This is a genomic window from Oxalicibacterium sp., assembly GCF_057353965.1.
Map to the genome: position 1 here is coordinate 477,911 of NZ_JBMQZD010000007.1, position 14,975 is coordinate 492,885.

Annotated in this window: 15 protein-coding genes; 8 read left to right on the top strand and 7 right to left on the bottom strand. The window is 60.6% G+C overall.

Annotation, left to right across the window (positions count from 1 at the left end):
* Window positions 1-51: 51 nt before the first annotated feature.
* The 3 genes from cfa (at window position 52) to ACO1VH_RS14105 (ending at window position 1,846) form a co-directional block, all read left to right on the top strand.
* Entirely contained in the window at window positions 52-1,230 is a 1,179-nt protein-coding gene (gene cfa / locus ACO1VH_RS14095) for a cyclopropane fatty acyl phospholipid synthase (RefSeq protein WP_486245099.1), read from the top strand.
* Between the two features lie 105 nt (window positions 1,231-1,335).
* Window positions 1,336-1,554, top strand: a complete 219-nt coding sequence (locus tag ACO1VH_RS14100; RefSeq protein WP_188421459.1) for a hypothetical protein — start codon at window positions 1,336-1,338, stop codon at window positions 1,552-1,554.
* A gap of 73 nt (window positions 1,555-1,627) precedes the next feature.
* Window positions 1,628-1,846 carry a hypothetical protein gene (locus tag ACO1VH_RS14105; RefSeq protein WP_486245100.1) on the top strand — a complete coding sequence of 73 codons (219 nt, stop codon included), beginning with the start codon at window positions 1,628-1,630 and terminating at the stop codon, window positions 1,844-1,846.
* Window positions 1,847-1,994: 148 nt separating this feature from the next.
* Here ACO1VH_RS14105 and ACO1VH_RS14110 read toward each other — a convergent pair whose 3' ends face one another.
* Complete coding sequence (locus tag ACO1VH_RS14110; protein ID WP_486245101.1) at window positions 1,995-2,921, bottom strand: LysR family transcriptional regulator; 927 nt, start codon at window positions 2,919-2,921, stop codon at window positions 1,995-1,997.
* Window positions 2,922-3,108: 187 nt separating this feature from the next.
* On the opposite strand from ACO1VH_RS14110, the gene ACO1VH_RS14115 reads away from it, so the two are divergent.
* The 4 genes from ACO1VH_RS14115 to ACO1VH_RS14130 are packed head-to-tail and all read left to right on the top strand — an operon-like array spanning window position 3,109 to window position 7,338.
* Window positions 3,109-3,567: a (2Fe-2S)-binding protein gene (locus tag ACO1VH_RS14115; protein WP_486245102.1), complete on the top strand. Its 459-nt coding sequence runs from the start codon at window positions 3,109-3,111 to the stop codon at window positions 3,565-3,567.
* Window positions 3,564-5,894, top strand: a complete 2,331-nt coding sequence (locus ACO1VH_RS14120) for a xanthine dehydrogenase family protein molybdopterin-binding subunit (protein WP_486245103.1) — start codon at window positions 3,564-3,566, stop codon at window positions 5,892-5,894. The genes ACO1VH_RS14115 and ACO1VH_RS14120 overlap by 4 nt, the downstream gene beginning before the upstream one ends.
* A 35-nt stretch (window positions 5,895-5,929) precedes the next feature.
* Entirely contained in the window at window positions 5,930-7,000 is a 1,071-nt protein-coding gene (locus ACO1VH_RS14125) for an XdhC family protein (RefSeq protein ID WP_486245104.1), read from the top strand.
* Window positions 7,000-7,338 carry a c-type cytochrome gene (locus ACO1VH_RS14130; protein WP_486245155.1) on the top strand — a complete coding sequence of 113 codons (339 nt, stop codon included), beginning with the start codon at window positions 7,000-7,002 and terminating at the stop codon, window positions 7,336-7,338. Before ACO1VH_RS14125 ends, ACO1VH_RS14130 begins: the two co-directional genes overlap by 1 nt.
* A 228-nt stretch (window positions 7,339-7,566) precedes the next feature.
* Here the strand turns inward: ACO1VH_RS14130 and ACO1VH_RS14135 are convergent, their stop codons facing one another.
* From ACO1VH_RS14135 to ACO1VH_RS14150, 4 genes are all read right to left on the bottom strand, one after another.
* Window positions 7,567-8,187: an FMN-dependent NADH-azoreductase gene (locus ACO1VH_RS14135; protein ID WP_486245105.1), complete on the bottom strand. Its 621-nt coding sequence runs from the start codon at window positions 8,185-8,187 to the stop codon at window positions 7,567-7,569.
* Between the two features lie 15 nt (window positions 8,188-8,202).
* On the bottom strand, window positions 8,203-8,643 hold the full coding sequence (locus tag ACO1VH_RS14140; protein ID WP_486245106.1) for a GNAT family N-acetyltransferase: 441 nt from the start codon (window positions 8,641-8,643) through the stop codon (window positions 8,203-8,205).
* A gap of 73 nt (window positions 8,644-8,716) precedes the next feature.
* Complete coding sequence (locus ACO1VH_RS14145; RefSeq protein ID WP_486245107.1) at window positions 8,717-9,484, bottom strand: SDR family oxidoreductase; 768 nt, start codon at window positions 9,482-9,484, stop codon at window positions 8,717-8,719.
* A 58-nt stretch (window positions 9,485-9,542) separates the two neighbouring features.
* Complete coding sequence (locus ACO1VH_RS14150; protein WP_486245108.1) at window positions 9,543-9,980, bottom strand: carboxymuconolactone decarboxylase family protein; 438 nt, start codon at window positions 9,978-9,980, stop codon at window positions 9,543-9,545.
* 125 nt (window positions 9,981-10,105) lie between these two features.
* On the opposite strand from ACO1VH_RS14150, the gene pdxR reads away from it, so the two are divergent.
* Entirely contained in the window at window positions 10,106-11,551 is a 1,446-nt protein-coding gene (gene pdxR / locus ACO1VH_RS14155; RefSeq protein WP_486245109.1) for a MocR-like pyridoxine biosynthesis transcription factor PdxR, read from the top strand.
* A gap of 1,268 nt (window positions 11,552-12,819) precedes the next feature.
* On the opposite strand, the gene ACO1VH_RS14160 is transcribed toward pdxR, so the two are convergent.
* Window positions 12,820-13,347, bottom strand: a complete 528-nt coding sequence (locus ACO1VH_RS14160) for a superoxide dismutase family protein (protein WP_486245110.1) — start codon at window positions 13,345-13,347, stop codon at window positions 12,820-12,822.
* Between the two features lie 231 nt (window positions 13,348-13,578).
* Window positions 13,579-14,937, bottom strand: a complete 1,359-nt coding sequence (gorA, locus tag ACO1VH_RS14165) for a glutathione-disulfide reductase (RefSeq protein WP_486245111.1) — start codon at window positions 14,935-14,937, stop codon at window positions 13,579-13,581.
* Window positions 14,938-14,975 lie beyond the last annotated feature (38 nt).

Here is a 14,975-nt window from a genome sequence, read left to right on the forward strand (position 1 = left end):
GCAACACAAGGGCAATTTCAATAAACGGTCATGGAGAAAGGAACCGCAGTCATGCATGTACAGACCTTCGCGCCGAACAGCCAAACGCAACAGACTGGATTGCTGACAAGCAATGACCGTCTGTATCGCGCCACTGTCGAACTGCTCGGCAAGGCATCCATTCGCGTCAACGGATCGGATCCGTGGGACATGCAGATTCGTGCCCCCGGTGTGCCGGAACGCGCTTTCGCGCAGGGCAACCTGGGATTGGGCGAAGCCTATATGGATGGTGCATGGGATGCGGAAGCGCTGGACGAGTTCTTCGCCCGCCTGCTCGGCACGCGAATGACCGACAGCATCAAGCCGCTGCGCCTGCTCGGTTATGCGTTGACGGCGAAATTGCTGAACCGCCAGGACATGAAACGCGCGAAGCAGGTCGGTGAAGTGCATTACGACCTCGGCAATGAGTTCTATGCAGCGATGCTGGATTCGCGGATGACCTACACCTGCGGTTACTGGGCCGATGCCGACAATCTGGAAGAAGCGCAGACCGCGAAGCTGGACATGATCTGCCGCAAGCTGCAATTGCAGCCGGGCATGCGCCTGCTGGATATCGGTTGCGGCTGGGGCAGCCTGATGGCTTACGCGGCGCAGCACTACGGCGTCGAATGCGTGGGCGTGACGATTTCGAAGGAGCAGGCCGCGTGGGCGCAGGAACATTACGGCGATGCGCTGCCGCTGGAATTCCGCCTGCAGGATTACCGCGAGCTGGACGAGAAGTTCGATGCAATCGCCAGCGTCGGCATGTTCGAGCACGTCGGCCGCAAGAATTACCGCACCTACATGCAGGTGGCGAACCGCTGCCTGAACGACGACGGCTTGTTTCTGCTGCACACGATCGGCAAGAACGTGCGGCGTTCGACGCCCGATCCGTGGATCGACAAATACATTTTCCCCAACGGCGATCTGCCGTCGATCGGCCAGATCGGCGATGCGGCGGACGGTTTGTTCGTCGTCGAGGATTTGCACAACTTCGGCGCCGATTACGACAAGACGCTGATGGCCTGGTTCAAGAATTTCGATGCGGCATGGCCGCGCTTCGAAGCGGAACTGGGACCGCGCTTCTATCGGATGTGGCGCTACTACCTGCTGTCGTGCGCCGGCGCATTCCGCGCGCGTGACATCCAGCTGTGGCAATGGGTTCTGTCGAAGGAAGGCATACGCGACGGATACCGCAGGGAGAGGATTTGATCCGCGGTGCCCGCTGGGCACATGCGGATGAGCAGAGCAATCGGTTCGATTCGTCGTCCATCCGGGCGGCATCGATGTTGCACTTGTCAACTACAGGAGGTCGATATGACAGTCATCGAGGAATTCAAGGTCAAGAACGCATCCGGCAAGGTCGTGATCCTGCAACACATCGGTAAGGGCATCAGCTATCTCGATTTTGGTTCGACGCACCTGCCGCGCGACTTCGAAGGTTATCGCGTGAAGTACACCGACCGCATCGCGCAACCGAAATCGGACGGTACGTTCGAGCTGCGCGACAGCCACGAGGCATTCAGCCGCGTGTAATGCGGGAAAGGCATCCGCTTCGTGCGGATGCGTGGTGCGTAGTGAATGCACTGGTCAACTACAGGAGGTCGATATGACAGTCATCGAGGAATTCAAGGTCAAGAACGCATCCGGTAAGGTCGTGATCCTGCAACACATCGGCAAGGGCATCAGCTACCTCGATTTCGGCAACACGCACCTGCCGCGCGACTTCGAGGGTTATCGTGTGAAATACACCGACCGCATTGCGCAACCGAAATCGGACGGCACGTTCGAACTGCGTGACAGCCATGAGGCGTTCAGTCGCGTGTAATGCAGTGACGCCGGTATCCGCTGCATGATTGAGCGGATGAACGGATAGTTCGTATCGCCTTTCGGCATGACTGCCGGGAGGCGATTTTCATTTGGCGATGCGAAATTGGAAGTGCCGACGAAACTGGCGACACGCAATGCGTGCATGATCAATGCGTCATGGAGCGGAATTCGGTAAACGTCGCCACATCGGAGAGCGTCTCGACGATGTGGTCGTAGACCAGCCGGATGCGTGCCGGCACCGGTCCGCGGCGCGGACGGTAGATATAGAGATCCCACGGCGGCGGCTGGTAATCGTCGAGCACGCTGATCAGTTTTCCTGAGCGCAGATACGGCTCTGCCATTTGCGCGAGCACCTGGCCGTAGCCGATGTCGGCCAGCATCGCGCTGAATTCCACTTCCGGATCGTCGGAAACGAAAGCCGGTGTGGCCGGCACCAGGTTGTAGTTGTCGGCGAAGAACCATGGCCAGATGCGGCCGGTGTTGTGATCGGTCAGCGCGGTCATCGGCAGATGCTGCAGGTCCTGCGGCGTCGTCGGTTTGCCGCGGGCGGTGGCCAGCTTCGGCGTGCCGACCACGACAAACGGCATCTTCACAATTCCGCGCGCGACGAAGCGGCTGTCGCGCAACGGGCCGATACGCACGCCGATGTCGATGCGTTCGTCGACGACATCGGCGACCACGTCGGTAAATTGCACATCCAGCCGGATGCCGGGATGACGCGCGGCAAGCGGCAGCAGCGCCTTCATCAAGTAACGCCGTCCGATCACGCGCGGTGCTGTGATGCGCACTACGCCGGTCAGGCCGGCATCCGGCAGGCGGCTGTGCTTGTGGAACAGGTTGTCGATGTGGGAGACGCCGTCGCGCGCATGGATTGCCAGTTGCGCGCCGAACTCGGTGATCTGCACGCCGCGCGTATTGCGGTGGAACAACAATTCGCCGACCGCTTCTTCCAGTTCCTTGACGGCGCGCGTGATGGCCTGCGGTGAAGTGCCGGCGCGGGCGGCGGCTTCCTTGAAGCTGCTGGCCTCGGCTGCGGCACAAAAGAGGCGGAGCATTTCCAGACGATTCAGCATGGAGTCGTGGGTTGAGCGTGGCTTCCGATTGACGGGGATCAAGCAGTGGCTGCATTCCAGATTCTGGAATTCTCAAATCTTAACATTTTCATTTATTGCGAGTTTGCAGTTACGCAATACTGTCCAGCGCAACGATACGGGTTGTTTCCCCTTCCACGTTTCCCTCAGAAAAATCATGGCGAATCTCATGACGAATCTTACGATCAACGGCAAGCAAACACAGGTCGAGCTCTCCGACGATACCCCGCTGCTGTGGGCACTGCGCGACCATCTCGGCATGACCGGAACCAAGTTCGGCTGCGGCATGGCGCTGTGCGGCGCCTGCACCGTGCATATCGACGGCCAGCCGACGCGCGCCTGCGTCACGCCGCTGTCGGCAGCGGCGGGCAAGCAAGTTACGACCATCGAGGCGATGGCAGAAGACAGTATCGGCAAGAAAGTGCAGAAGGCATGGATGGATCTTGGCGTGCCGCAATGCGGCTACTGCCAGGCAGGACAGATCATGTCGGCCACGGCCCTGCTGAAGAGCACGCCGCATCCGACCGACGAAGAGATCGATGCGGCAATGAGCGGCAATCTCTGCCGTTGCGGCACCTACACGCGCATTCGCGCCGCCATCAAGCAGGCAGCTTCGACGAAAGGATGAGCGACATGGACACCGTATTGAATAAAAAGGCTGCGCTCGAAGATGGTGTGGCATCACCGGCACGCCGCACCGTATTGAAAGGCATGGGCGCGATTACCTTCGCGCTGACGGTCGGCGCATCCGGTGTGGTGCGTTCGGCGACGGTGCAGGAAGCGAAGAAATACGGCGGTGCGGCGATGCCGGGCGGCCTGGTCGAAGATCCGTTGGTGTTCGTCTCGGTCGGCGGCGACGGCATCGTCAGCATCATCGTCCACCGTTCGGAAATGGGGCAGGGCGTGCGCACCAGCCTGCCGATGATCGTGGCCGACGAGCTGGAGGCCGACTGGAGCCGTGTGCGCGTGGTGCAGGCCGAAGCCGATGAGAAGAAGTACGGCAACCAGGATACCGACGGTTCGCGCAGCGTGCGTCAGCACTTCATGTCGATGCGGCATATCGGCGCAGCCATGCGCACGATGCTGGAAGCTGCCGCTGCCGCGCAATGGGGCGTACCGCAGCAGGAGGTGCAGGCGAAGAATCATGAAGTCGTGCACGCCAAGAGCGGCCGTCGCCTCGGTTACGGCGAACTGGCTGCGGCAGCCGGCAAGCTGACGCCGCCGGCGATGGCGACGCTGAAGCTGAAGAAACCGAACGAGTTCCGCTATATCGGCAAGCAGGATGTGCGCGGCATCGACTATGCCGACATCGTGACCGGCAACACGCAGTACGGCATCGATACGCGCCTGCCCGGCATGCTATATGCGGTGGTCGCGCGTCCGCAAGTGCTGGGCGGCAAGGTCGTGAAGGTCGATGCGTCTGCCGCATTGAAGGTACCGGGCGTGATCAAGGTGGTCGAGCTGAAAAATTCTCCGCCGCCGACACAGTTCAATCCGCTTGGCGGCGTCGCCGTCATCGCGACAAATACCTGGGCTGCGATCAAGGGGCGCGAAGCGTTGAAGATCGAGTGGAACGACGGGCCGAATGCGCGTTACGACTCGGTCGAGTTCAGGAAAACACTGGAAGCGGCGGCGCGCAAGCCGGCGAAAGCGGTGCGCAGCGACGGCGATGCAGTTAAGGCATTATCGGGCGCGGCCAAGCGCATCGAGGCCGAATACTATCTGCCGCACATCGCGCACGCGACGATGGAGCCGCCGGCCGCGACAGCGCATATCGTCGGCGGCAAGTGCGAAGTGTGGGCCTGCGTGCAGGCGCCGGAAGCCACGCGCGATCTGGTCGTCAAGCATCTGGGCATGAAGCATGAAGACGTTACCGTGCACGTGACATTGCTGGGCGGCGGCTTCGGCCGCAAGTCCAAGCCGGACTTCGCCGCTGAAGCGGCGCTGCTGTCGAAAGCGATGGACGGCAAGCCGGTCAAGGTGACGTGGACGCGCGAAGACGATATCCATCACGACTATTTCCACACGGTGTCGGTCGAACATATGGAAGCGGCGGTGGACAAGGCCGGCAAGCCGACCGCGTGGCTGCATCGCACGGCAGCGCCGACCATCGGCGCGCTGTTCGTGCCGGGTGCCAGCATGCAGCAGCCGTTCGAGCTGGGCATGTCGGCCGTCAATATTCCGTTCCCGATTCCGAACTTCCGCGTCGAAGTGCCGGAGGTCGATGCGATGACGCGCGTCGGCTGGTTCCGTTCGGTATCGAACATCCCGCATGCGTTTGCCGTGCAATCGTTCGTTGCCGAGCTGGCGGCGGCGGCCAAGCGCGATCATCGCGACTATCTGCTGGAGCTGATCGGCCCGTCGCGCAAGATCGATCCGCACCGCATGGCCGACGACTGGAACTACGGCGAATCGCCGCAGCTCTATCCACTTGATACCGGCCGCATGAAACACGTGATCCAGCTGGCGTGCGACAAGGCGAAGTGGGGCCGCAAGTTGCCCAAGGGCCATGGCCTTGGGCTGGCGGTGGCGTACAGCTTCGTCACCTACGTGGCGGCGGTGATCGAAGTCGTGGTGAACGAGAACGGCGAGATCACGATTCCGCAAGTCGACATTGCCGTCGATTGCGGACCGACGGTGAATCCGGATCGCGTCCGTTCGCAGGCGGAAGGCGCTTGCGTGATGGGTGCGAGCCTGGCGCTGACCGGCGAGATCACGTTCAAGGAAGGCCGGGCGCAGCAGAGCAACTTCCACGATTACGAAGTGTTGCGCTCGTTTGCCGCGCCGCGTGACATTCGCGTGCATATCGTCGAGCATGCGTACGGCATGCCGCTGGGCGGCGTGGGCGAACCTGCGACGCCGCCGATCGCGCCGGCGCTGTGCAATGCGATTTTCGCCGCGACCGGCAAGCGTATCCGCAGCTTGCCGATACGCGATCAGCTGAAGTCGGCCTGAGTGAGTGAAACATGCATGAGCAGACGGAGTAAGCGATGGACAGTATCGATCTGGAAGTGCTGAAGGCGGCCGATGCGTGGATAGACGCCGGCCAGCCGTGCGAACTGGTCACCGTGATCCAGACCTGGGGTTCCAGCCCGCGTCCGGTCGGCGCGACGATGGCGATACGCGGCGACGGCCGCGTGGTCGGCTCGGTGTCCGGCGGCTGCATCGAAGACGATCTGATTGACCGCATGCGCAATGAAGGCATCGTGCGTTCGTTGCCGGAACTGGTGACCTACGGCATCAGCGCCGAAGAAGCGCACCGCTTCGGCCTGCCGTGCGGCGGCACGATCCGTCTGACAGTCGAACCGCTGAGCGAAAAAAGCCGCATCAAGGAATTGCTGCAGCGCCTGGCGCGCCATGAACTGGTGACGCGTCAGCTCGATCTGGAAAATGGCGCCGTGCAATTGACGAAGGCTGCGGCCACCGATGTGCTGAATGTCGATTGCGGCGTGCTGACGACGGTGCACGGCCCGCGCTGGCGGCTGCTGGTGATCGGCGCGGGACAATTGTCGCAATTCCTCGCGCGTATCGCGACCGGACTCGACTATCACGTGATCGTCTGCGACCCGCGTGAGGAATATCGCGCCGGCTGGCAGGTCGAGAATGTGGAAGTCGTGCATGCGATGCCGGACGATCTGGTGCTGCAATTGCAGCCGGACAGCCGCACCGCCGTCGTCGCACTGACGCACGATCCCAAGCTCGATGACCTGGCATTGATGGAGGCGTTGAAATCGGATGCCTTTTATGTCGGCGCGATCGGTTCACGCACCAACAATGCACGCCGTCGCGAACGTCTGAAGGAATTCGATCTCGACGATGCGCAACTGGCGCGCCTGCACGGACCGATCGGCCTTTATATCGGCAGCAAGACACCGGCTGAAATTGCGATTTCGATTCTGGCTGAACTGACGGCAGTGCGTAACGGCGTCGCCGTGCCGAAGGCGATGGACGTGGCGGTCGCCAAGCAGGCGATCGAAGCGCCGACGAAGAAAGGCGATGCCGACGGGCAGCGTGGTGATTTTCCATCCTGTACACGCAAGGAGAGCATGTCATGGCAATGATGAAAACGACCCTGATGACCGCATTCACATTCGTCGTGCCGGCTGTGATTGCATTGCCCGCGCAGGCGCTCGATGCGGCCGCCGCTTCCGCGCTGGCAAAAAAAGGCGCGTGCATCGCCTGCCATACGGCGAACAACAAGATGGTCGGCCCGGCATACAAGGACATTGCGAAAAAATATGCAGGCGATGCGAATGCGCCGGCCTATCTGGCGAAGAAGATTCGCAGCGGCGGTTCCGGCGTGTGGGGACCGGTCATGATGCCGCCGCAATCGACATTGAGCGATGCCGAAATCGGCACGCTGGTCGAATGGGTGTTGGCGGGTGCGCCTGCCAAATAGATGTAGCGCTGCGAAACGTTCGCGCATATCGACGCTGCCCGCGGGCAGCGTTTTCTTTTCGGTAACGCGGAACGAAGGAACGATGTTTGCGTTTGACCGTTTGTGCCGTATGTGGCGTCGCAGCAATTTCTGCAATGGTTGAATGATGACGACGCTGCGGCGTGTATTGCAATTGCCGCGTTGTCGTCCTTGCCGGTGTCGTTGCCTGACTATGGACTATGACTTGGATTATGCGGCGTGCCGGGAGGCCACCGCCAGAGACAGCTTTTCAGCTAGCCGGCCGCGTGCCTCGTCCATTGCAGCCGTCACTGCTTCCTGCCCGAAGACCAGGCCTTGCAGTGGAAAGAAATGCACGTCGGCGATGCCGATCGAGCGCAACGCATAGCGCAGATACGGCGTCAGGAAATCAATCTGCTTCGCGCGTTCGCCGGCGTGGAAACCGCCCGAACTGACCAGCACGAAAGTCGGCCTGTCCTTCAACGATCCCACCTTGCCCTGCGGCGTCGATTCGAACGTGCGGTTGATACGGATCACATGATCGATCCACAGTTTCAGCGCGGCCGGTACGGTGAAGTTGTGCATGGGCGTGACGATGAACAGCATGTCGTGCTGTTCCAGTTCACGGATCAGCTTTTCCGACCAGTCGAACTCCTTTGCATCGTGCGGCGTATGTGAAGTGATCGCCAGTGCGTAATCGCGGCCGATGGGTGGAATCGGCGTTTGCACCAGATTACGTTCGGTGATCTGCGTATCTGCGATGCCTTGCGCGGCAAGCGTTTCGCGCGCCAGACGGTAACCATGGCTGGCCGTACCGTGCGGGCCGCTGTTCAACAACAGAATCTTCGTCATGTTCATTCCTGTGAATTATTGCTTGAGCGGTTCGACGAAATGCATGCCGCGGGCAAGCAGACCTTGGCGGAAATAAAAGCGCTGTGCCAGTGCCATGTGCAAGCCGGTGTCCAGCACGAAGTGGCTGCACTGCAGGGCGACCGCTTGTTGCCGTGCCTCCTGCAGCAGACGCTCGCCGAGGCCGGCGCGGTGCAGCGATGCGGTGACGACCAGATCGTCGACGTAGACGAAGCGGCCGTAAATAAGATTATCCATCTGCCGATAGCCGGCAAGGCCGACGATCGTGCCATCCTGCCATGCCGCCAGCAGGCGATAGCCTTGCGTGCGCTGGTGCATGACTTGCACAACGTAGGCTGCCGCATCTTGCAGGTGAGGGCGCAGTTCCTTCATGACCGGGAATGATGCTTCCAGATCGGCATCGGTTTCGATGTGTCTGATTTCCACGTGATGCTGCATGACCTCTCCAGAAATCGCCATCCCGCCGGAGACAGGGATGGCTATTGATCGATTTGTTCGTTGGTTTGCCCGTTCAACCGGCTGCTTGCGCGTTGGCGGATGACTTCGCAAGCCAGGCAGCGAATTGCGTCGGCCCGATGCGCGCGTCGCCGATTGGCGTCAGCGACTGGTCGTTCAGGATCGCGCCGTAGTAGGCGGCTTCACGATCCGCGACGACGGCGCGCTTGTCGCCGCGTGCGGCGAGATAGCGCTGCACCAGTTCGGCCAGGCCGACTTTTTCCGGGCCGGCTGCATCGAAGGTGCCGTTCAGCGGTTGCGCCAGCGCGGTATCCGTCACGATTGCGGCGATGTCGTCTGACGAGATAGGTTGTACATGTGCGGGCGTCAGGCGGATTTCGTTGCCGACGGCGCCGTATTGCGCGATGCCGTCGAGGAATTCGAAGAATTGCGTCGAGCGCACGATGGTGTACGGCACTTTCGATGCCTTGATCAGATTTTCCTGCGCCATCTTCGCGCGGAAGTAGCCGCTGTCCTGCATGCGGTCGGTGCCGACGATGGAAAGCGCGATGTGATGCTTGACGCCGGCGGCTTCTTCCGCGGCCAGCAGGTTGCGTCCGGATTTTTCGAAGAATTCCAGCACGGCGTGGTCTTCGAACGAGGGCGAGTTGCTCAGATCGATGACGACCTGCGCGCCTTTCACCGCTTCGGCCAGGCCTTCGCCGGTGACGGCGTTGACGCCGGTGCGCGGCGATGCGGACAGCACTTCATAGCCGAGCTGGCGCAGGTTCGCGGCGACTTTGGTGCCGATCAGGCCGCTGCCGCCGATGATCAGGATTTTCATGGGGTGCCTCTCTTGTATCTTGGGGAAGGCCGCCATCGGGCGGCCTGGTTGGTCGATCTTATTCCGGCATCTTGCGGAAGGCGATCGCGAAGCGGTTCCAGGTGTTGATCGATCCGATCAGCAAGGTCAGTTCCGACAATTCGGCATCGGTGAAATGCGGGCGCACGGCTTCCCATACGGAATCGGGCACATGATTCTGCGAAACCAGCGTCAGCGATTCGGTCCATTCCAGTGCGGCGCGTTCGCGGTCGGTGAAGAAAGGTGATTCGCGCCAGGCGGAGACAGTCGCCAGACGGCGATGCGTTTCGCCGGCCTTGAGAGCGTCGGTCGTGTGCATGTCGAGACAGAAAGCGCAACCGTTGATCTGCGATGCGCGGAGACGGACGAGATCCTTTAGCAGATGATCCAGTTTGCTTTTGGCGATCTGGGCTTCGACGCCCATCTGGGCTTTGAGGACATCCGGGTTGGCGGTATAGAAATCGAGTCGGGTTTGCATGGTGAATCTCCTTGTTGATCGTGACTGGCTTGGCGGTTTGAACAAAACTGGCGTTTCGTTGACAGGAAGTATGCGAATATCTTGGCCACACTAGAAGTGCCAAGAAATGCAAAAAGGACTAGGCCATGAAAGCTGCCGCACAGAAACCGGCTCTGGAGCTGGAATTGGACCTGCACATCGACCGCACGCTGGAACTGCCGATGTACCAGCAGATCTGCCAGCGTTTCAAGACGGCGATCGAACGGGGGCATTTGCATCCGGGAGACCGGGTGCCGGCCGCGCGGGCGCTGGCGGCCGAACTGAATCTCGCGCGCGGCACGGTCGACATGGCCTACCGCATCCTGACTGACGAGGGTTATTTTCAGGTGCGCGGCGCTGCCGGCACGATCGTTTCGCCGTCGCTGCCGCAACCAGCCGTGCTGAAGCCGCAGGCGACGCTGCCGGAGCAGCCATCCGCCGTCGTCATCGAACATAGCGGCAAGGCGCCGCGCCCGTTGCAGCTTGGCCTGCCGGCACTGGATGCCTTCCCGCGCAAGGTATGGAACCGGCTGGTGACGCATCGCCTGCGCTTCAGCGAGCCGATGCGATTGGGCTATCCGCACCCGGCCGGCTACGACCAGTTGCGGGAGCGGATCGCGACGTACCTGGGTGTCTCGCGCGGCGTGGCTTGCCTGCCCGAACAAGTGTTCGTCACCACCGGCCTGCGCAACACGCTGGAACTGACGCTGAGCAGCCTTGCCACTCCGGGCGATGCATTCTGGTTTGAAGATCCCGGCTACGTCCTTGCTAGACCATTCCTGCAGAACGAGGCGGTGCGTCTCGTGCCGGTGCCGGTCGACGAGGACGGCATGATGATCGAAGAGGGCAAGCGGCGCGAACCGTATGCGAAGTTCGCGATGGTGACGCCCTCGCATCAGAGCCCGCTGGGGATGATGCTGTCGCTGGAGCGCCGGATGGCCCTGCTCGAATGGGCAGACGGTGCCGGCAGCTGGATCATCGAAGACGATTACGACAGCGAATTCCGCTATCAGGGTAGGCCGCTGCCGGCGCTGAAGAGTCTGGACCGCAACGATCGCGTGGTCTACAGCGGCACGTTCAGCAAGGTGATGTTTCCCGGCTTGCGGCTGGCCTACGTGGTGGCACCGCTCAGCGCGGTGGCGCGTTTCAATGCAGTCGCCAACAACCTGAATGCCGGCTGCCCGTACCTGCTGCAGGCGAGCGTGGCGGACTTCATGGCCGATGGCCATTTCGCACGGCACCTGAAGAAGATGCGACTGCTGTATTCGGAACGCCGCCTGATCACGCAACGCGTGTTTCAGCAGGTGCTCGGCGATCGCGTGCGCATCGATCTGCGGCCTGGCGGCTTGCATATGCTGGCGAAGCTGGCCGATCACGAAAACGATGTGCTGCTGGCCGAACGGGCGAGCGCCGCCGGCCTGTCGGTTCATGCACTGTCGCACTGGTACATCGAGGCCAGGCCGCAGCAGGGATTGTTGCTGGGTTTCGCCAATGTGCTGGACGAGAACGATGCGATGTGGCTGGCGCAACGACTCAAGGAAGCATTGACGTGATGCAGATTATGGCAATGTGTCGCTGGAAGGTTGCCGGCATGCAGCAACATCACTGACGTATCCGGTGCAAAAAATCTGTCGTTCCGGAGCGGCGTGTCCTGGTATTGACGCTGGCATCCGCCCGCGTCATTATTGGATTGCAACGGCTTGCCTGATGATCAGTGACCATGCTTCCGGAGGATGTGATGGACGCCTTGTTCTATGCGATGTATTGCTTTGTGCTTCCGCTATGGATTTTCGCGGGGCTTTATCTGGCGCTCGAATTTACCGAGATGCTGAAGAAGCGGCACGTCAAGAAATAATCCTGCTTTCAACGCTTCTTTCGCGTACGTCTGCCTGCGTTGCTTGCGCAGGCAGCGTGCCCCGATAGAAGCAGGTGTTCTGCTTTAATTACCGTGCGCCATCTCTGCATTTCCGTTTCTCTCATCATCCTTTCCGCTCTCTTCAGTTCGCGTTTCGTCCCCTCCTCATTCATCGATTAATCCACTTCTCTTTACGCACTTCGCCGTCTTCAAAACTGCGTTTCAAAACGCATCGATTGCTTACCCGTACACTGAATTGTGAGTACGTGCCAACTCCATTTTTGTGACATCGATCTTCAAAATCAAAGACACAAATTCCACGAGATTTTCCGCAAGACATTTCGTGTAACAACACGTAACGATTTGTTTGCTGTGTTTGCTGAACTATCTTGCAGCCGCTTCTCTCTGATACGCGGGCCGATCGCAGTGCATGGTTCGAAATGCATTGTTGGATGAACCGGTCCGCCGCTTTTTTCGACAGACCTTTCCGACAGACCATCGTGCCGCACGGGCGGCGCGTCATTTTTTTGCGAGGCATATCATGACCATGACGATCGTTGCTTTCTACCTGGACTTCAGCAAAAACTTCAAATCCTTGTTTGCAGGCTTGCATGCTTCCACGCTGACGCGTGAAGAGCGTCAGGAACTCATCAATTGGTGAGCATGATGTGCCGTGATGCCGCCATCATTCGACGGAACGACAGGGTTGCGCGGCTGCGCAACCCGCAGCCTGCTCATTGATTGCCCGTTCCTTATCGGCTTCCTTGAGCTTTCTTCTTCTCTTTTGATATTGGCTTGCATGCGTTTCCAACGCAGTCGCGGTTCCCATCACGCAGCCATGGCGTTTCATTTCCCGTCGCCTTCACCTGTTACCGGTACTCATCGACGTTTCTTAGGTGTGGCGCGCCAGCAATTCCAGAATAAAAAAACGGCCGCATGCGCGACCGTTATACGAGAAACTTACTTCTACTTCAGCGTAATGACGCCGCACGCCAGACGCTTGCCGGAATTGCCGGTCGGCTGCGTGACATAATCGTCCGGATCGCTGTGAACGATCAGGCCGCGGCCGATGATGCTGGACGGCGAGTTCTTGCTGACGTTGATGTCGCTGATCGGAATATTGAGTCGCAGCGCGGCTTTGCCGCTGGCATCCGCAATGATGTTGCCCAGGTCGCCACCGTGATGCTGCGCCTGTGCCGGACTGCCGTGTTTCATGCCGGACGGATTGAAGTGGCCGCCGGCGCTTGATGCATCCGGTGCGCTGCAATCGCCTTTTTCATGGATATGAAAACCGTGCGGACCTGGCGGCAGGCCGGTCAGCCGCGCATCCATCAGCAGCTGATCACCCTGTTTGACGAAAGTGACGGTGCCGGTTGCCGTGTTGCCCTGTGTCGGCTTCATGTTCGCCACCGCGATCGGCGGCGACGAATCCGACATGCCGGCGCAGCCTGCGAGGAGAACGGTGCCTGTCAATGCGGCGATAAGAACTTTCATGCTGGGCTCCTTCGAGAGAGGAAAGTCGTTTCGGCCGCATGCTGCGTCGGCCCGTCGATGCGGTCTTGATGCCGCATGATCGCTTGTTGTACCGCCGTTCATCGGCGGATTCTGTTAGATACCGCACATTGCCGCGGGAAGCGTGATACAGCAGCGGCGTCGCTGATCGATGTATTGAATCGAGGTGAAAACAAAAAAGCCCGCTTGGGCGGGCTTGTCGGCATGCAACGGTCAGACCGGTGTGCGCATGGTGACGAATTCCTCGGCCAGCGTCGGATGCACGCCTATCGTCGCATCGAACTGCGCCTTGGTCGCGCCTGCGTTCAATGCCACCGCGAATCCCTGCACGATCTCGCCGGCATCGGGGCCGACCAGATGCACGCCAAGCACGCGGTCGCTGGTTTCGTCCACCACCAGCTTCATCAGCACGCGCTCGCTTGAACCGCTGATCGTGCTCTTTAGTGCGCGGAATTCGGATTTGTAGATACGCAACCTGCCGTGGCGGCGGCGCGCCTCGTCTTCGCTCAGGCCCACAGTACCGACATTCGGATGGCTGAAGACGGCCGTCGGAATATTGTCGTAAGACACTGCGCGCTTGCCGTCGCCGAACAGTGCGGACGCGACCACCATGCCTTCTGCCAGCGCCACCGGCGTCAGCGCCACGCGATCGATGACGTCGCCGACGGCGTAGATCGACGGCACGCTGGTGCGGAAATGCGCATCGACGACGACGGCGCCGCGCTCGTCGCGCTGCACGCCGGCGTCGTCCAGCCCCATGCCTTCGACATTGGGCTGGCGACCGGTGGCAAACAGGATGCAATCGGCATCGATGGTCTCACCGTTCTTCAGCGTGACGTGCCGGGTTTCGTCTTGAGCGGCGGTGACTGATGCGATCTGCATGTCGAGCCGGATATCGATGCCTTTCTTTTCCATTTCCTTTGCGAGGAAGAGGCCGAGATCGGCATCCATGCCGCGCAGCAGCTGCGCACTACGATGCACCAGCGTGACCTTGCTGCCGAGGCCGTTCAGGATGGAGGCCAGTTCGACGGCAATGTAGCCGCCGCCGACCACTACCGCGTTCTTCGGCAGCGCCGGCAGATGGAAGAAATCGTCGGAGACGATGCCCAGTTCGCTGCCGGGTACATCAGGCCACATCGGCCGGCCACCGGTGGCGATCAGGATGTGCTGCGCGGTGATGCGCTTGTCGCCGACGACGACCGTATGCGCATCGACGATGGTGGCGTGTCCCTCGAACAGCGTGACGCCGGCATCGTCCAGCAGCTTGCGGTAAACGCCGTTCAGGCGCGCGATCTCGCGATCCTTGTTGGCGATCAGCGTGGCCCAGTCGAAGCGCGGATTGTCGATGGACCAGCCGAAGGGACCGGCATCCTGCAGATCGTCGTGATAATGCGCCGCATACGACATCAGTTTTTTCGGGATGCAGCCGACGTTGACGCAGGTGCCGCCAAGATCGCGCCTCTCGGCCAGCGCCACGCGTGCGCCGTATTGCGCCGCAAAGCGGGCCGCGCGCACGCCGCCGGAGCCGCCGCCTATCGTGAAGAGATCGTAGTCGTATTGCTGTTGCGGCATGTTTTTTCTCCCGTTGCGTTCATTCGGCGCGCTGCAGT